Origin of the sequence: Aristophania vespae (genome assembly GCF_009906835.1) — a bacterium.
Lineage (GTDB): Bacteria > Pseudomonadota > Alphaproteobacteria > Acetobacterales > Acetobacteraceae > Aristophania > Aristophania vespae.
Window position 1 is genome coordinate 1,588,509 of sequence record NZ_CP047652.1, and the last position, 17,507, is coordinate 1,606,015.

Genomic DNA, 17,507 nt, shown 5'->3' on the forward strand with positions numbered 1-17,507 from the left:
AATTTTGAGACCTGCTTTAGTCACTCATCACTATCTACGGCATGAACTGTATGTGCCTTAATAACTTCCATTATGTCTAAGGCCCGTAATGCGATCAGCCGAAAGCCGGGAGAGAAACGTGAATCCGCATCCTTAATTTTGCCCGTAATTGGCGTGGCCATTTTATAGGCCTTTAAAGACTCTTTTTGGGAAAATGTTCCCGATAAAATCACTCCGTATACATAATCCCACGCGCTAGCATCTAACAGGCTAGTAATATCGCTCCGAGACCGATACTCCCACAAAGCATCAGTCACTTTAATCATGCTAGGACGATCACCAGCATAAGCATTTTGATAGTCCTGAATAAAGTTTTTTCGAGCTTCCGCGCATTCTGACTTGGTGTGAGTATCACCGCAGTAAAACACATAAGTTTTTGCCTCATTTATGGCATCTTCATTTGTAAATGGTTTCGCGGAGGCCGAAACACAATATATCAAAGCTACACAGCCAAAGATGGTTTTTACTAATTTAAGCATAAAGAATATCTTTTCAGGACAATCAATAAAGGGGGAAATGACAGGTTTTTCCGTTTTGGAAACAAAATGAATAATTCTTGATCATTATGTCACTTTTTCCCATCAGAATTTCCTTTCACCCGATGGACTGTATGCGCCCCTATAATTCGTCCTATTTCGTAAATCCGCGTGACCAAAAACCGCTGGCCATACCCAAGTCGTAAATTTGGATCTCCAGCGGAAAACAGACTACACATGCTTTCCCAACCATGTTGCTGTCCTGGAAGTCTTTGTTCTGGCTTCACGGGGATAAGAAAAAGTTGCCATGCACAAACATCTAGCAAGGTAGAAGCATCATCCCTAGACCGATACTCCCGCAATGCATGAACGACTTTTTCCTGCGCAGTACGGTCATCGGCATAAGCATTCTGATAGTCCTTAATAAAGGCTTTTCGGGCTAGCGTGCACTCTGACTTTGTATGAGTGTCACCACAATAAAACTCGTAATTTTTGGCCTCATTTATGGCATCTTCATTTGTGAATGGCTTTGCGTAAGCCGAAACACAATATATCAGGGCAGCACTGCCAAAGACGATTTTCGTTAATTTAAACATCAATAATATCTTTTCAGGACAATCAATAAAGCAGAAAGTGACGGGTTTTTTCGATTTAATAAAACTTGGTGAATAATTTTCAGCCTTGCTTTATTACTTTCAGTCATCCCACCCCAGCCCGGCATGAGCTTGGTCATGGTCTCTTTCGACATTAAAATTAATCTCATCAATATCCACGAGATGTGTTATGTGATATCCGATAATTTCCTTCATCGCCTTAACAAGCTTTTTAACAGTAGGCTCTATTTTGGGAACATCTGAAGCATTATAAACACCAAAAAACGGCTTACACATGAGGTTCAAATAAAGACGGTCTGTTGAGCGCTTATATTTTGATTTTGTTTGCGTAACTAATGTTTGCCAGGCGCAGGCTTCTTCTAACGCAACATCATCCTTTTTGTCATAATATTCCCATATAATAGCGGCCACGTCTCTTTGAGCAAGATAGTCACCTGCAAAAGCATTTTGATACTCTTTAACAAGAAGATTATGGGCTACTTCACAATCTGACTTTTTATGATTGTCACAAGAAAAATGAAGTCTGTTTAACAGTTTAATCGCCTCTTCATTACCAGATATTTCGGCTCGGGCAGAAACGCAATAAGTCAGCGTAATAGCACAAAGCATGGTTTTTATTAGTTTTGACATAATTAAAATCCCTTCGGACATTTCTTATGACAAATATCAATATCAAACAATCACATCATTAAAGATATTATTGTATATGGTTCATTATATGTCTATTTTGATTATCATTAAAATTTTCACTATTATATAACTACTTATAAACAATTTTCAAAAAGAAAAGCCGCTCAAATAGAGCGGCTTTCCATATAGCAGAAAGGCAATTAATAACCTCAAAGCTTAATATTTATCACTCCAGCCCACGCCAGCATGTGACTCTTCATGGTCTCTTTTGACGTCAAAATCCATTTCTTCAACATTTACGAGATGGACTGTACGAGCCTGAATGTTTTTCTTTATTTCTTCGATTTTCTTCTCAACAACATCCGCAGGAGCATAAGATTGTGGAGGTTTGTCGTCCCCACTTAGATGACTACACATGTCTTTTTGATCATAGATTTCAATTCCATTTTTATATATTGTATCAGTCCGCACGACTATGGTTTCCCAGGCGCAGGCTCCTATCTGACTATTAAGATCCTGCCCGTCGCGGTGCTTCCAAATAGTCTTTGCTACATTTTTCTGAGCAAAAAAATCACCCGCATAGGCGTTCTGATATTCTTTTATGAATTGCTTTCGATCAGCTCGACATTTTAACTTGTCATCCTCACCACAAACAAACTTATATTTTTTTGCCTCAGCAACAGCATCCTGGTTTGTAAATGGTTTGGCATGGGCAGAGACGCAATATGTTAGGGCTATAGCGCCAAGCATAGTTTTCATTAGTTTTGACATTAATAAAATCCTTTCAAACTTCTTTTCATATATAAAGAATAATAGGTCATATTCCTTTCTTTGATACTCAATTTTCAAAGAGGATGAAATAGCAACCCTGCCAAAAATGAGTTCGCAACAGCCAATACTTACTTTGAAACATGTTTCAAACAAATCTACCGCCCTCAAGGCACGTTGCAAGATATATTTTACTCTAGCCTGCACATAGTTTTGGGCAGACATTCTTTTATTTTATCACGATTCATTAACAGAATATTAGCGCTATCCATAGAAAAAGCCGCCTCATTTAGACGGCTTTTTTGTGACAGAAAGACGATAATCCTCAATCAGCGCTATCTGCTCCATCCGAAACGTCTTTATCATAATCTATTTGGATGAAATCAAAAACTTCAAAGTCTGCGGGATACACCGTATGAATAGCGATAATTTTTTTTATTTGCTCGACCCGCTTTTGAATAGCAAGTGACGACTTTTTATCAGCCGTAGCAAACTGGCACATTTTTTTTGTGCGATCATCATCTGAAGGAACTTTAGAGTTTGATGAGCTGGACATGGCTATAGTCTGCCATGCACAGGCGCCTATCTGACTGGCAGCATTCTCTGGATCACGATACTTCCAAATAGCGTAAGCTACTTCTCTCTGGGCCTCAAAAACCCCCGCATAGGCACTCTGATATTCTTTGATAAAGATTTTCTGATCATGTTCACAACGTGCCTTATCATGATTGCCACAAACAAGCTTAAAGCTATTTGCCTCCGCAATAGCGTCTTCATTTGTGAATGGCTTGGCGTGAGCAGAAACGCAATATGTTAGGGCAACAGCCCCTAGCATAGTTTTCAGTAACTTCGACATTGATAAAACCCTCTCCTAGTTTCCTATATAAAGAATAATAAATCATTCCCTTTTGATACCCAGTTTTGCACTTAAACGGAATAGTCGCTTCAAGTCATTGCTCAGACAAACATAAAATAAAAAACAACCACATTTGGGAATTCTTCTATTTTGATTATAGTGTCACTGTCACGATATCGCGAAATTACTAGTAAATGCCGTCTACTTCCAGCTCTGGCATCCCCTTCAAAGTCCCATAAGAAAAAGCCGCCCCACTAAGGCGGCTTTCCATATAACAAAGAAATAATCCTCAATCAGTCCTGTGTGCTCCAGCCTACGCCAGCATGTTTCTCGTCATGATCTCTTCTGACAACAAAATCCATTTCTTTAATATCTACGGGATGAACCGTACGAGCATTTATAATCTTTTTAATTTGCGCAACACGCTCACGAACAGTCGGGCCATTCTTATAAATTAACGCAGCATTATCATCTTCAGAAAAATCGCACTTTATCTCCACATCTACACGATCATTAGACTGCTTATATCTTGATGGGGTAAACACGAATATGGTCGACCAGGCACAAGCCTCTATATGGCTGGCAGGATCCTCTGGGTCACGATATTTCCAAATGGCATCAGCCACATTACGCTGCGCCTGATAATCACCAACATAGGCATTTTGATATTCTTTAATGAATGTTTTCAGATCGTCTTCACAACTTGACTTGTCCTTGCGACTACTACACTTAAAATTGAAGTTCTTTGCTTCAATAATGGCATCATGATTTGTGAATGGCTTGGCGTGAGCAGAGACGCAATATGTTAGGGCAACAGCCCCTAGCATAGTTTTCAGTAACTTCGACATTGATAAAACCCTCTCCTAGTTTCCTATATAAAGAATAACGCATTCTTCCTCCCTTTCTGATACCCAGTTTCGGGCTTAAACAAAATAGCTTTGAAGCTAAAATACTTTCTAGAAATATCTACTTTTTGCTATTCATTAACAATGTGTTAACGCCAGCCTTGCCGTTACTAAGCCAAAAACACATTTCATTTGGGTAGCTCTTCATTTCGATTATAACGCCATTACCACGATATTACGTAACTCTTGATACAGGCCGTTTGCTTCTGGCTCAGGTTTTTCCCTTAAAGTCTTGAAATAGCATTTCGTTTCAATCTAGAAAGGAATTTTTCCCAAAAACGCTTAGAGAGTGATGGCCTGTCAAACTCACCACCCAAAAAGAAAAAGCCGCTCAGAGAGGGCGGCTTTCTGAATGCTGGGAAAGTAATAAATAATCTGCCAGTTTTGCGCTCAAACAAAATAACTTTGTAGCAAAAGCGCTCTTGCAGTGGCCGATATCAATTTTCAAACGCTCTTCAAACAATTTCGAACAGGGCTGCAGGCTTTGCAGTCTGCTTCAGGATAGATTTTACCCCGGACTGCAAAAAATGTCTGTGCGGTAAAATATGGAGCTGGTTTTATTGGCGCTATCGGGGGGTGGTTCTGGCCCCTGAATAATCAGCTCTATTTCGCTCATTCTCGCCTGCATGAGCGAGATGATAGAATTGCCCCTTCCGAAAGACGACAATAATGTGCCTGACTGGGTGCATTTACTCCCCTCCGGGTCGTTCTCCGCTGCTGGCGGGAGCAGAACGCTGCGCGCTGAGGAGCTTCATGCCATTATAAGGGAGTCCATGAAGCAGGGGAAAATTGTGCTTGATGAAAATCACAGCACAGATCTCGCTGCCCCCCGTGGCAAGACAGCCCCAGCCATGGGGTGGATTACAGCCATGCAGGTGCGTGATGACGGCATTTGGGGTCGTGTCGAATGGACAAACCGCGGCAAAAACATCATGGCAGATAAGGCCTATAGGGCTATTTCGCCTGTTTTAAAAAGCGATTATCGCGGCCAGGTCATCCAGATCATGCGGGCTTCTTTGACCAATAATCCTGATCTCTCTCTCCAGACCCTTCATTCACAACAGATACAGGAGGATGCGTTGACGTATCCACTTTCTGCACTGCGTACACGCCTCGGCCTGCCGGCTGATGCGGATGAAGCCGCCATCACCGCGGCGATTGCTTCAGCTTTAAAAGCTGCCAAGCTTTATGTTTTGCTTCGGACTGGAGCGGCTCAGCTTGCTGGGCTGGATCAGTCAGATCAGACTATCACGGATGAGGCCATTCTCACAAAGCTCAGAGCAGGACAAGATCAGGTCTCGCTCCATGCGGCAAACCAAAAAGCCCTGCAAATACAGATTGACGAGCTAAAAACCGCCAATGCCCGCATGGCAGGTGAGAGATTTGTCGAAATAGCCGGTCAGAAAAAGGCCATTACGAGTGAGCTGAAAACACAGCTTATTACGCTCCATGCCTCTAACCCTGAATTGGCAAGAACCATTGTAGCAGGTCTGGCTGATGCCCCCTCATCAGAGAGCGTTACACTTCATGGTGCTGCCTTGGCCATGCCACATGGAAACGCTCCGTCATTTAAAACCATTGATGCCGCGCTTGGCCTGACATCAGACGATCTGAAAAAAGGAGGGCTGGGATAATGCTTACAAAAGACAGGGTGGTTTCTGAAAAATTTTCTACTCATGCACCAGAATTTGCTCATTCTGTAGCGGCAGGTCATTGCGTTTATCGCGGCTCTATTGTGGCAGTCTGTGAAGATGGCACCATTGTGCCGGCTGGGTCTCGCAACACAACCTCACCTTTGGTGGCGGCTATCGGCATTGCGCGGCAAGGTAGCGATAATAGAGAGGGTTCTTCATCGCCATCTCCCATATGGGTGCAAAAAGGCTGTTACGCTCTGCCCTTCGATCATATGCCAAGCTGGGCCGCTATCGGGCAAGATGTTTATGCCATTGATGATGAGACAGTCTCGCTTAGTGATCATGACATGAGCGATCATGCCCCGGAGCAGACAGACGCGGCTGATGCCACAACACATAATGTAGCAAGCAGCGCCAAGCGGCTCAGGGCGGGCACACTCGCCGGAATTGAAGCCGGCCATGCTTTTGTGCTCATTTCCTGAAGGTATAGGTAACATGGACATTAATATAGGTAATATCAACGCGTTAACGACACGCGTGAATTTGGCCTTTAACAAATATATTGAAACTGTCGATACGCATTACCAGCCTTTTACCATGGTGGTTCCCTCCTCTGCGGGAGAAAATCTTTATCCCCGCCTCATGGAGCTGCCAGGTTTTCGGGAATGGTTTGGCCAGCGCGTGGTGCATCGCATTGGTGAGGAAGGCCGCATTTCTGTTGCCAACCGCACTTTTGAGCAGACTTTCTCTATTCGTCGTGAAGATATTGAAGATGACCAGATGGGGTTTTTAACCCCTATTGTGCAGCAGCTCGCTTCTGATGCGGCTAGTCTGCCTGACAAGCTCATTTTTGAGCTTCTTGAAAATGGTCATAAAAATCGCGGCATGGATGGGCAATATTTCTTTGATCCTGACCATGAAGCTTATGACCAGACGGGCACATTAACGGCTTTTTCAAATATTATGCGCCCTGCTTCTGGCGAGGCTACAACAGCAGCATGGTACTTATTTAATACACGCCAGCCTATGAAGCCGATGATTTTCCAGAACCGTCGGAAATTCGTTATTCAGGCGCGCACCCAGCTTCAGCAGGGTAATGTATTTAATGGTAATGAGTTTGTATGGGGTGCTGACGGGCGCTGTGCTGCGGGTTATGGTCTGCATAATTTTGCCTTCCGCTCTACAGCTCCCTTAACGGCTGAAAATCTTGGCAAAGCTATTGGCCAGATGCAGGCGCAATATCGCCGTGATGGCACACCTTATAACACACGGCCAGATATGATTTTCGTCCCCACTTCTTTAGAGGGGCCAGCGCGGCAGCTTATAGAAAAAGACTTCCTGCCTACCTTGGCACCTGATGGCAAGACTTATGTCACGGGTTCTAATCCATGGAGCAGAACAGCCAAACTTGTGGTTTGCCCTTATCTCAATCCTTTGGCGGTAAGTGAATAATGTCGCGCAAAACAGACGAAAAACCGGCTGCCCCCCGCACAGAAATGATGCAGGCCCGCCTTCTTGGCGCTGCAAAAGACACTGAGCTGAAAGCAGGGACCATTTTGGTCACCTGCGTTTCACCCGGTTTCAGACGTGCAGGGATTGCTCATGAGCGCCTCAAAATTTGGGCGCGTGATGAATTGGAACCTGGCCAGATTGAGGCCATGCGCCAAGAGCCTAAACTGACCCTTATTGAGTTTGTCTAATCATGGCTTATGCGACGCTCAATGATCTCATCCAGCGTTTTGGCCGTCATGAAATTGCGGCCACAACGACCGATCTCGACTGCCCTCGGGGTACGGTAGATGAAGCCCGTGTAAAACAGGTTTTAGACGATGCTTCGGCTGTCATGGACAGTTATCTCCAGCGTCGATACAAGCTGCCAGTCAGCCCGGTTACCCCTGTACTGGTTCGCGTTTGCTGTCAGCTTGCTCGTTTCGATTTGGCAATGGGTGGCGATAATGTCCCTTCTGAGCAAATCAAAAGCGGGCAACAAGCTGCAATGGCATGGTTATGCGACGTGGCAGCCGGAAAAGCGACGCTTGATGCGCAGGCTGTCAATGAAACGGGATCTATCTGGTCGCGCGTTTCTACACGGCAGACTGAGGTTAATGCGGTGGCATTATGGTAGGGGATATTCCGCCCTCTTATCCTGATGCCATTTTGAAGGGTGACGTTCTGACTGACCTCTTTGAGGCAGTGCAAGCGCGGCTAAAGGTCATTTTGCCAGAAAGCGCGTTTGCTCACACGATTTTACCGCCAAGTCCAACAAAGCAAACCCTACAGGCCATTATGAAAAATGGAGCCTGCGTGGCTTTGGGCTTTGCTGGATGGCATCGCAATGAAAATGCCGGCGCCTTTTTTAGAGGAGATGCCATTTTCCCTCTCTCTATTTTGCTCACTCATGTGACGTCCAGAGATCTGTATCTGGGAACAGGGCAGCTTAGAGGAATGGGAGTTACCGGTGTGATGGCTGCGATTGCCGGCGGAATGCATAGCTGGGAAGTACCCACTATTGGCACATGCCGCCTTCAGGGGCTGCATATGTCTCAATCAGGAGACTGGTTTGAGGAACGCAGTGCCCTGATTACGGCAGAGCTGATTTTTAACGATGTCAGTTTGGGCAATGCTGAAACATTAGCCCTGTTGGAGGATTTTATCACGCTTCAAAGCAAAGTCGCGACGGTGCTGGAGAAAAAAGATGAGTAACATTCTTGTTAAAGTTGCTGACGGGCGGCGTGCTGTTACCCCCCGCGGAGATGATGTACCGGCCGGATTATTCAGGGTCAATAAAAACGACCCTTATTGGGCTCGTGCCCTACGGGCCGGTGACCTGATTGTGGCTGCTGAAAAGACAGCCACTAAAATTACAGCTCAGGCTGTTCAATGCGTTCCCTCAAGAAAGGAAGAAAAATCAGATGCCTGATTTTCAGGAAATACCCGGTGAATGGCCGGTTCCAGGCAGTTATACAGAGGTTAGCTACGTGCCAGCACCTGGCACATTAGCCGGCATGCCTGTGCGGCCTGTCATTATTGGGCAAACCAGTAAAAAAGAAGCCGCCGGTATATTGCACCATTATATTACGGCTGGCCAGGCAGAACAGATTTACGGCAAAGGCAGTATTCTGGCCCAGGCCGTACGCACATTTATTGACGAAAAGCCTACTCTCGGTGTTGATGTCATTGGCGCAGCTCTGGCTGATGATGCCGTAGCTGCCAGTGCTACAATCTCTTTTGAAGGTACAGCCTCCGCAGCTACAACAGCTGCTCTTATTGCCGCTGGCGTGAGATTAAACTGGACTGTCAATGTCGGAGCCAGTGCTGCTGATATTGCAACCGGACTGATTAATGCAGCCCAAACCAGCAAAGCATTTGCTTTAACGGGCCTTAAGCTCGCTCTTGGTTCTGACAAAAAATCTGTCACAGTGACTGCTGGTGAAGCAGGTGCTTTGGGTAATGATTTTGATATTCGTTATTCCAGTGCCTTTAATGACCAAATTGCCGGTGTGACCGTAAAAGTCACAGCCATGCAAGGTGGCACAGGAGTGGCTGATATTTCTGACGCCCTGCTTGCTTTGGGTGAAAGCTGGTATACTGATCTTATTTTATGCCAGACAGATAGTGCTGCCATTACAGCCGCTGTAGCAGAGGCAAACCGCCGCAAAGATGCGATGGTGGCCAAAGATATGCGTGTTGTGGTTGGGTTGCGTGCCACTCAGGGCCAGGCTCTTGCCCTGCAACAAAATTTCTCAACCTCCGAAGAGCTGGTTTTACTGCCTCTCTCTAACCCTCGTTGCAGCCCATGGCAGATTGGTGCAGCTTTGGGAGCACAGCTTGCACAGTCACTTAATAATGACCCTGCACGCCAGCTACGCACCCTGCCGCTCAATACACTCGCAGGTCTTGGTCCAGAAACATCTGACCAGTTTTCAGACACGCAACGCTCTGTGCTGCTTGGTAATGGATGTTCAACCGTTACAATTGCACAAGATGGCACAGTCACTTTAGAGCGCGTTATTACAGCTCGTGTGTCTGACCCGCAAACACATCAATCTGTCGGTGTGTGGGATGTTATGATTCCTGCCATTGCAGCGCGTGTGCGTTATGAGTGGAATAGTTACGTTAACAAAACATATGCGCGGTCTAAACTGGCTGATGATCATAGTCCTCTATCTAGTGCTGATGGCGTTGTCACAACACGCACCTTAAAGGCAAGCTGGATAGCGCAATGTCTTTTATATCAGAACCGTGGCTGGATTGATGATGTTGCCACGACAGGACCGCAATCAGTTTTTGAGCGTAACACTTCTGACCGGTCTCGTGTTGATTCATCATTACCAATTCTGCCGATGGGATCATTAACGGTTCTGGCAAACTCTTTGCAATTACAGGTGTAAGACATGGCACAGACTTTAGGTATTATCCGATTTTTCTGGCGCGGCAAGCAATATGACACTGATAAAAGCAGCTCCATAAAGCTAAGTGGCATTAAAAATAACGACGTTCATGCCAATTTCCGCACATTGCGCTCCTCTGAATATCAGGGGGGTCAGGTCAAGGTGAATGTCAACGCCACAACTGAAATGTCTCTCAATGATTTTGACCCCTCTTTGGGTGAAAATGAGCTTCAGCTTCAGACTGATTTAGGCACAACAATTGTTGTGTCTGATGCCTGGGTGCGTGAACAGCCAGAATGGGCTGGTGGCGGCAAGCCCGCTTCGGTTGTTTTCAGCTTTAACACTTATCAGGAGGTTGAATAAATGAGCGAGACAGACTTACCAAAAGGCGCAGAACTGCAAGAAGATGGCAGTGTACAGTACACCTTATCGCGGCCCATTTCGATGGCTGTCAAAGGTGGCACAACCCGTGAGCTCTCAGAGCTCACTTTTAGTGAGCTGGTTGCGGGCGATCTGATTGATAGCAGCACAAGTGGCTCAGGGGCAAAAATTTCGCTTGATATGCTCAAACGCTCCACAGGGCTGAATGATCTGGTTGGCGAAAAATTACTGCGCTCTCTTCCTGCCCGCGATTATATGCGCTGCCAAAAAATTATTGCCTATTTTTTGGAAGATGGGGAGACGACTGGCACGTAAAATTGGCAGCTATTGCCAATACGTTACGATTTGGTCGCAGCGATCTTCGGGCACTGACGCGAATGGAACTAAATTTCTGGGCTACGGCCCAGAATGACTATGTGACTCAACTGGAAGCACAGGATTAAGAATGGCGTACGAACCTACTGCACAGTCCGCACCGCAGGCGCTCGGCCAAATGTCGGGTATTAAAACGACCAATAGTTTACTTTCTGATATTAAAACAAAAATAGGCGACCTTGGCGACAAATTAGAAACGATCTGTACTTCTTTTACGGCCCTCAATAAAAAGATCGACGACGCAGCAAAAAATAGCGATACAGCCATTGAAACGATGAATCGCGCTGTTAGCGCCATGAATGCCATCACTAATCACTGGTCGTCTTCTAAATCAGTCACTGATGATGCAGGTCATAAAACAAACTACGTGCCAGGCGGCCCTCATCATACAGGTCATCATGTAAGCGATGCCATAAGCCACAAAACAGACCATGGCGGCAAAAAATCACATGAGCATGAAAAAGAAGAGTCAAAATCTAATGATAGCGACATTGGGTTATCACTCAAATCTTTCGAAGATAACGGAAAATTAGAAGATGTTATTCGCCGTATCGGGGAGTGTAAAGGCCTCTATGACGCGGCACTGGAGGAGTTTGTTCAGTCTCAGAGAGACTTTATCGCCAAGCTAGCCCATGCCACAGGTCAGGTCAGTTTGGATTTGGCCAAAGTAGAAAATTATCTTTATCACGAAGGATATAGCGGCAAAGAAGGTAACAAGATCCTTACAATAGATGCCCAGGTCGCCGGAGCCTATAGAACTGGCATCGAAGACGTCGCCCATACCGGGGTCAATCTTCAGAAAAACCTGGGAATTAGTACTGATGAACTGGCAGGCGCCCTCGCCGCGGCTGCATCCATTGAAAGAAAGGATATTGTAGGCCTATTGCCAAAAATATCATTTGACCATGTAAATAGTTACTTAGCCAAATCTGCAGAAAATGCCAAAAAGGCAGGTCTTAAGGGAAGAGATGGTGTAAATGATATGGTATCGCTCTTAGCCTTTGCCCGTAAAGACACGAAAACAGACAAAGAAGCATTTGAAAACGTCGACAAGCTTTATACTGCTCTAAACTCTTCGACGACAGACAAAAATTTCAGAAAAAACTTCGGCGGAAAAGGCATCGCAGAGCTGATAGCTAATGCACATAAGGCTGGCATAAGCCCCATAACGGCTCTGATAAACCGTATCAAAGAATTAGGCAAGATCAAGGGCAGTAACGATAAGGCAATACACGCTCTTTTCAAAGGCACAGGTAGTGAAGATCTCATTAAAGACCTAGTCGCTCACCAAGAGCAATATACAAAAATTAAGGGAAATGTATCTAAGGTCAATCCGGACAATTTGCAACGCGATTTGCACCAAGAAATGAATGGTAAGCTGGCAAGCATCAATAGATTTGAAGAAGCCTTGTCCCAACTTGGGCAACATATCGCTAACGGTCTTACATTTGCTATAGACGCAGCTACGGCATGCATAAATTGGCTTAATTCTATATTTTCATTTCTTGAACGGAACTGCAAATTTGCAGCAGACCTATTGGCAAGTGCACTCGCTTTATTACCGACTGCAATTGTCTCAATAATAAAGGGTATAGGAAAACTTTTTGGCTTAATAGGGAAAAGTATTAAAGGATTTTTTGGCAGAGCCGCAAGCGCTATAGCAAGAACTGCCAGCTCAGCTTGGAAAAACATAAAATCTGCTTTCGGATCAATAGGAAAATCCGGAAAAAATATTACAGAATTTTTTAGCAGAGCCGCAAAAGCTATAACAAGAACTGTCAGCTCAGCTTGGAAAAATATAAAATCTGCTTTCGGATCAATAAGAAAATCCGGGAAAAATATTACAGAATTTTTTAGTAGAGCCGCAAGCGCTACAGCAAGAACTGCCAGCTCAATATGGAGAGGCATAACATCTGTTTTTGGCTCGATAATGAGAGTTGCGGGAAAAATTGGAAGATTTTTTGGCCCGGCAGTGAGAGGTATAGTATCAGCCTGTGGCACAATTGGCAGAGTTGTGAGGGGTTCAGTAGTAGTTTTTGAGTTCCTGGGCGAGGTTATAGAGGCAATCGTAACAGGAATTGCAGCAGTGCTCGGAGCGCCTGCTGAGGGAGCGGCTGCATTGGTCGCGGCTATAATCGCAGTGGGATACGGCTTATATATGCTGATCTTCCACTTCGATAAGGTCAAAAAGTTTTTTGTAGATCTTGGTAACGATATTTCCAAATTCGTTTCATATCTATCCAATCTTTTCCCCCGGATGTGGAATAGCATGAAACACTGGTGGCAGTCTGACAAGAAGTCCGACAAATCAGCTGCCGATGCAGCGGCGTCTGCTGCTGCTGACATCTCAGCTCCAGCTTCAAAAGCTGCGGCGGCAACCGATGAAAACAGTGCCAAAGATTTTGCAGAAAAACAGATGAGGTCAACGGTTGAGCTTGGCCAGAAGCTCCAGTTCAATAAGGGGCTTCATGGCACAAACGCACCCGCCAATGACAGCAAGGCCGATGCTATAAGCAAAGATCCAGCGGGCGCGGCTAACGTCATGAGCTTTAATAGCTACCTTCCAGGTGGGATCAATACTGATGCTCTTGGCAGAAATCCAGCAAATGTGGCCAAATTTGCCAATGTGGGTACAAAGCTTCCAGCTGGGTTTAATGCTGGCGCTCTTGGCCAAAACCCTATGGGTATAGATCCGGCTTCACTCACGAATGGGGCGCCGTCTCCGCTATCTTTACGCACTGTCAAAACACAAAAACAGGAAACAGTCGTTCGTCTCAAAATCGAAGCTCCCAAGGATATGCGCGTTTCATCAAAACATACCCAACAACCCGGGAATAATGTTTCTGTGCTTGTTGATCATGGCCAAATGATGATGAGGGCATAATCATGTTAGATTCTTTTGGTTTGGGCGGGCTGGCCGGCTCCGAGATTGCACAACTTGGTAGCGGCCTGGCGGGGGCCTGTTTTCACGCTTAACGCAACAAAGCTATTTGGCGGGTGTTTCCTTCTCCATCATAGATTCAAGCGAAGGGGCCGGACGCCGCATCAAGCGTATTTTATTTCCTGACCTGCCCCTGAAAAGCAGCTCTTTCAGGATTTTGGAGCGATAGACACGACCATTACAATCACTGGTGTGATTGTTGGTGATGATTATGTCATTCGCTCCAAAAGAATGCGCAAAGCCCTGATGAAACCAGGGAAGAAAACACTCATCCATCCCTGGTGGGGCCAGCTCAAGGTCAGGCCCGTCAGCTTGGCCTCATTTAAGTTCCATCAGGGACAAATTCGCTGTACGTCTTTTGAAGTTCAGGTTGTGCGCGACCCTGACCCTCCGCGTAAAAAGGGCCTGCTCGGGCGCATTAATGACACCGTCAATAATGTTTTAGAAAAAGCCGATGAATTGATGGATGAGGCTGAAAGCGCCATTTCGCTGGTGCTATCAGCTGCGTCATTGCCGCTATCACTGGTCTCGGGTGTGAACTCACTTATTTCACAATGTGAGGGTATTTGGGATAGTCTGACAGCGTCTGCACCTGAACCTATCAAAAGCGCCATTGCTCCAGCATTGGCCGCAGCCTCTAATGGTGTGGTCGCCCCACGACAAAATAATAATGGCTCTTACGCCCAAAATGTCGTTTCTGTTCTGGCTACCCTGCCTGCTTCACTCACAGAGGCCATTACCCAGCCTAATCAGTCAGTCATTGCCCTCCCTTCACAGTCAGGCACGTTTTTGCAATCAGGAACGGCCCTGCCCTCGCAATCAGGTAATGGCTCACAGTCAGGCAATACCCAACCTTCACAACCGGGTAATGGATCACAATCGGGCAATACCCAGCCTTCACAGCCGGGTAATGGCGCGCAGTCAGGGGCTTCCTTCCCGTCAAACACAGCCTTATTTTATCAAATAGGCGCTGATGGGCAGATAGAAACAGAAAGCGTAACAGGGCAAACCATTGCCGCACTTCTTATTGCCGGTGCACGTGAAACAGGCCGCGTTACCGAGGCCATTGCGGAGAGCAATCCATTATCGAGTGACATATTGGCACTTGGTGTGGCAGCCCAGGCCTTTGTGGTCAGTCAGCTCGCCGCAGCATGGGCTGCTATGGAATTTACCAATAATCAGGAAGCTGAAGAACAGCTTCTGGTTATAAAGGAAATGTGTGATTCCCTTCTGACAGCTTTAGAAACAGCCATAACGGCCAAGGCTCCCATATCACTCGGGAGGGTATTTTCTGCCGTGCAGAGCCTTAAAACCGGCCTTACTGTCGATGGCAATGCCCGCATAGGCTCATTACCGCAAATCAAAACCGTCCCCGTAGCGGCGCGCTCTTCATTATGGTCGCTCTGTTACGCTGTGGGAGGAGATGACACAAGCCAGGTTGAATCCATTTTTAACGATGCTGTGCTGCGTAATGGCCTGTCTCACCCTGGCCTCACACCTTCTGGAACATTAGAGCTTCTGGAGATGAATAATGACAGCTAAAAAATCCCACGTCACACCCGACCCCAAAGCTAAATTATTTATTGAAGGTCATCTTTTTGAGCACTGGACCAGCCTGGAAGTCGGGCTTGACCTGTCCAATCTCGCAGGCATATTCCGTGCAGAACTGGCTATGTCATTTCCGATAAAAGCACAGGAAAAGCCAGTGCTGGGCGCCGCTATCGAAATTCAGATCATGAACAAGCCCGTATTACGCGGCTGGATTGAGGCCATTAATAGTAGCGGCGATGCAAACTCTCTCCAGCTCACCATTTCGGGGCGGGACAAAGCGGGTGATATTGTTGACTGCACGGCCCAGCCTGAAGGCCCGGCCGCCTTGATCGTGTAAAACTCGAAACAGTTGTGGGGTCACTCGCCAACCCTTATGGGCTGAGTGTCAGGCAAGTTGTTGATACGGGCGCGCCCTTTGAAGTTGTTGCCTTTGAGGCTGGGTCCAGCGTACTCGATGCCATTGAAAAACAAAGCCGGCAAAGAGGCGTGCTGGTCACGTCAGATGGTTTAGGTGGCATTTTGCTCACAAAACCAGGCGATACACGCGCTGATGAAGATTTAATCTTTCCCGGCGGAAATGTGCAGCGTTTTGAAGAACGCCTCAATCAGTCATTTTCTGACCATATTGTCAAAGCACAGGGTAAAGCTGCTCACAGAAGCGGAAAAAGCGCTTTTAGCACCCAGAAATCGGCCGGCACTGTGGCTTTGACAAAAGGACACGCAGACCACGAACAGGCGGCTGTCTGTTCGTTTGGATATTGTTACGATTCACGCGTGGGGCGCTACAGACCAAAAGTTTATGTTGCGGGTTCGCATAATAATAAAGAACAGCCCCCCTCACAAACAGGCACCGACCTTGCAAGCATTTTGGAACAATCACGCTCACAACCCAGAGCCGGCTGGAACAACCCACCAGCCCTGACAAAGACAGACACCCCACCGCGCAGCCAAAACCAGCCTTATGGCCTGAATGACCAGGCCGCATGGCGAATGAGAACAACACGCGCAAAAAGTTCGGCACGCGTCTATACCGTGCCCCGCCTTTTGACAGAAAAGAAAACATTATGGCGCCCAAATCAACTTGTTCGGGTCAAAGATAGCGTCAATCAAATTGATGGTGACATGCTCATTGGTGCCGTAACCTGGAGCATATCAGGGCAAAGCTGCGAGACCAAAATTTCTGTTGTTCCACCAGACGCCTATGACCTCTCCGGTATTGCCGACCACACGCCACAACACGGGCAGGTCACACGCCGGCACGGCAAAGCATGGCACCGCCATAAATCAGTGGCACAAAAATGAAACAATTCTCCACTATTTACCGCTCCATCAGACCACAAGCCACCGTCACAGCCATTGTCTTTTCCTATGGCTCTGACCTCTCCGCTGTTACTGACCACACACCACAACACAAGCAGGTCACAGGCCGGCACGGCAAAGCATGGCACCGCCATAAATCAGTGGCACAAAAATGAAACAGCTCTCCACTATTTACCACTCCATCAGGCCACAGGCCGCCGTTGGGGGCATTGTCTTTTCCTATGGCTCTGACCTCTCTGCTGTTGCTAACCACACACCACAACACAAGCAGGTCACAGGCCGGCACGGCAAAGCATGGCACCGCCATAAATCAGTGGCACAAAAATGAAACAGCTCTTTGCTACTTACCGCTCCATCAAGCCACATGCCGCCGTCAGAACCACTGTCTTTTCCTATGGCTGTGATCTCTCTGCTGTTGCTGACCACACGCCACAACACGGGCAGGTCACAAACCCGCAAGGCAGGGTATGGCAAAGCATGACGCGACACAGCATGGCGCGACCCGGCATAATCGGCACAGAAAAGCATGGCCCGGTCAGCCTAGAACAAAGCAAAACGCAGAACAACACAGCACAGCGCTGCGCAACATAGCACAGCAAGTCATAGTGCAGCGCGGTGCCCTAAAT

The 17,507-nt window shown here is 46.6% G+C and carries 22 protein-coding genes and 1 pseudogene; 17 read left to right on the plus strand and 6 right to left on the minus strand.

All coding sequences use genetic code 11. From position 1 onward, the window contains the following. Positions 1-20 precede the first annotated feature (20 nt). The 6 genes from GT348_RS07175 to GT348_RS07200 all read right to left on the minus strand — a co-directional run bounded on the left by GT348_RS07175 (position 21) and on the right by GT348_RS07200 (position 4,231). Entirely contained in the window at positions 21-518 is a 498-nt protein-coding gene (locus GT348_RS07175) for a hypothetical protein (protein ID WP_160619117.1), read from the minus strand. An 89-nt stretch (positions 519-607) separates the two neighbouring features. After that, entirely contained in the window at positions 608-1,111 is a 504-nt protein-coding gene (locus GT348_RS07180) for a hypothetical protein (RefSeq protein ID WP_160619118.1), read from the minus strand. Positions 1,112-1,210: 99 nt separating this feature from the next. Next, the gene (locus tag GT348_RS07185; RefSeq protein ID WP_160619119.1) at positions 1,211-1,759 is read right to left on the minus strand and encodes a hypothetical protein; all 549 of its coding nucleotides are present in this window, start codon (positions 1,757-1,759) and stop codon (positions 1,211-1,213) included. Between the two features lie 216 nt (positions 1,760-1,975). Next, the gene (locus GT348_RS07190; RefSeq protein ID WP_160619120.1) at positions 1,976-2,530 is read right to left on the minus strand and encodes a hypothetical protein; all 555 of its coding nucleotides are present in this window, start codon (positions 2,528-2,530) and stop codon (positions 1,976-1,978) included. 322 nt (positions 2,531-2,852) lie between these two features. Continuing rightward, the gene (locus GT348_RS07195; RefSeq protein WP_160619121.1) at positions 2,853-3,383 is read right to left on the minus strand and encodes a hypothetical protein; all 531 of its coding nucleotides are present in this window, start codon (positions 3,381-3,383) and stop codon (positions 2,853-2,855) included. A 293-nt stretch (positions 3,384-3,676) separates the two neighbouring features. Further along, the gene (locus GT348_RS07200) at positions 3,677-4,231 is read right to left on the minus strand and encodes a hypothetical protein (RefSeq protein WP_160619122.1); all 555 of its coding nucleotides are present in this window, start codon (positions 4,229-4,231) and stop codon (positions 3,677-3,679) included. 692 nt (positions 4,232-4,923) lie between these two features. Between GT348_RS07200 and GT348_RS07205 the strand changes: the two genes are divergently transcribed. The 17 genes and pseudogenes from GT348_RS07205 (at position 4,924) to GT348_RS07285 (ending at position 17,472) form a co-directional block, all read left to right on the plus strand. Further along, positions 4,924-5,922, plus strand: coding sequence for a phage protease (locus tag GT348_RS07205; protein WP_160619123.1), 999 nt, complete (start codon positions 4,924-4,926; stop codon positions 5,920-5,922). Then, a complete protein-coding gene (locus tag GT348_RS07210) occupies positions 5,922-6,404 on the plus strand; it encodes a hypothetical protein (protein WP_160619124.1) in 483 nt (160 codons plus the stop codon). Before GT348_RS07205 ends, GT348_RS07210 begins: the two co-directional genes overlap by 1 nt. A gap of 13 nt (positions 6,405-6,417) precedes the next feature. Then, positions 6,418-7,374, plus strand: coding sequence for a Mu-like prophage major head subunit gpT family protein (locus GT348_RS07215; protein ID WP_160619125.1), 957 nt, complete (start codon positions 6,418-6,420; stop codon positions 7,372-7,374). Then, complete coding sequence (locus GT348_RS07220) at positions 7,374-7,622, plus strand: hypothetical protein (RefSeq protein WP_160619126.1); 249 nt, start codon at positions 7,374-7,376, stop codon at positions 7,620-7,622. The genes GT348_RS07215 and GT348_RS07220 overlap by 1 nt, the downstream gene beginning before the upstream one ends. 2 nt (positions 7,623-7,624) lie before the next feature. Further along, a complete protein-coding gene (locus tag GT348_RS07225; RefSeq protein ID WP_160619127.1) occupies positions 7,625-8,047 on the plus strand; it encodes a gp436 family protein in 423 nt (140 codons plus the stop codon). Then, on the plus strand, positions 8,041-8,625 hold the full coding sequence (locus GT348_RS07230; RefSeq protein WP_160619128.1) for a hypothetical protein: 585 nt from the start codon (positions 8,041-8,043) through the stop codon (positions 8,623-8,625). Before GT348_RS07225 ends, GT348_RS07230 begins: the two co-directional genes overlap by 7 nt. Further along, entirely contained in the window at positions 8,618-8,842 is a 225-nt protein-coding gene (locus GT348_RS07235; protein ID WP_160619129.1) for a hypothetical protein, read from the plus strand. The genes GT348_RS07230 and GT348_RS07235 overlap by 8 nt, the downstream gene beginning before the upstream one ends. Continuing rightward, positions 8,835-10,313 (plus strand): phage tail sheath subtilisin-like domain-containing protein, encoded by a 1,479-nt coding sequence (locus GT348_RS07240; RefSeq protein ID WP_160619130.1) that lies wholly within the window; start codon positions 8,835-8,837, stop codon positions 10,311-10,313. The genes GT348_RS07235 and GT348_RS07240 overlap by 8 nt, the downstream gene beginning before the upstream one ends. Positions 10,314-10,316: 3 nt before the next feature. After that, on the plus strand, positions 10,317-10,676 hold the full coding sequence (locus GT348_RS07245; protein WP_160619131.1) for a phage tail tube protein: 360 nt from the start codon (positions 10,317-10,319) through the stop codon (positions 10,674-10,676). Beyond that, positions 10,677-11,009: a phage tail assembly protein gene (locus GT348_RS07250; protein ID WP_160619132.1), complete on the plus strand. Its 333-nt coding sequence runs from the start codon at positions 10,677-10,679 to the stop codon at positions 11,007-11,009. It begins immediately after the preceding gene. A 130-nt stretch (positions 11,010-11,139) separates the two neighbouring features. Continuing rightward, a complete protein-coding gene (locus tag GT348_RS07255; RefSeq protein WP_160619133.1) occupies positions 11,140-13,953 on the plus strand; it encodes a hypothetical protein in 2,814 nt (937 codons plus the stop codon). Between the two features lie 195 nt (positions 13,954-14,148). Further along, positions 14,149-15,552 (plus strand): annotated as a pseudogene (locus tag GT348_RS07260) (DNA circularization N-terminal domain-containing protein); the annotation flags it as partial. Next, complete coding sequence (locus tag GT348_RS07265; protein WP_160619134.1) at positions 15,542-15,898, plus strand: phage baseplate assembly protein; 357 nt, start codon at positions 15,542-15,544, stop codon at positions 15,896-15,898. The pseudogene GT348_RS07260 and the gene GT348_RS07265, both read left to right, overlap by 11 nt. 14 nt (positions 15,899-15,912) lie before the next feature. Beyond that, positions 15,913-16,863 carry a phage baseplate assembly protein gene (locus tag GT348_RS07270; RefSeq protein ID WP_160619135.1) on the plus strand — a complete coding sequence of 317 codons (951 nt, stop codon included), beginning with the start codon at positions 15,913-15,915 and terminating at the stop codon, positions 16,861-16,863. Further along, positions 16,860-17,036: a hypothetical protein gene (locus tag GT348_RS07275; protein ID WP_160619136.1), complete on the plus strand. Its 177-nt coding sequence runs from the start codon at positions 16,860-16,862 to the stop codon at positions 17,034-17,036. Before GT348_RS07270 ends, GT348_RS07275 begins: the two co-directional genes overlap by 4 nt. After that, the gene (locus GT348_RS07280; protein ID WP_160619137.1) at positions 17,033-17,209 is read left to right on the plus strand and encodes a hypothetical protein; all 177 of its coding nucleotides are present in this window, start codon (positions 17,033-17,035) and stop codon (positions 17,207-17,209) included. The genes GT348_RS07275 and GT348_RS07280 overlap by 4 nt, the downstream gene beginning before the upstream one ends. Next, entirely contained in the window at positions 17,206-17,472 is a 267-nt protein-coding gene (locus GT348_RS07285) for a hypothetical protein (protein ID WP_160619138.1), read from the plus strand. The genes GT348_RS07280 and GT348_RS07285 overlap by 4 nt, the downstream gene beginning before the upstream one ends. Positions 17,473-17,507: the final 35 nt, after the last annotated feature.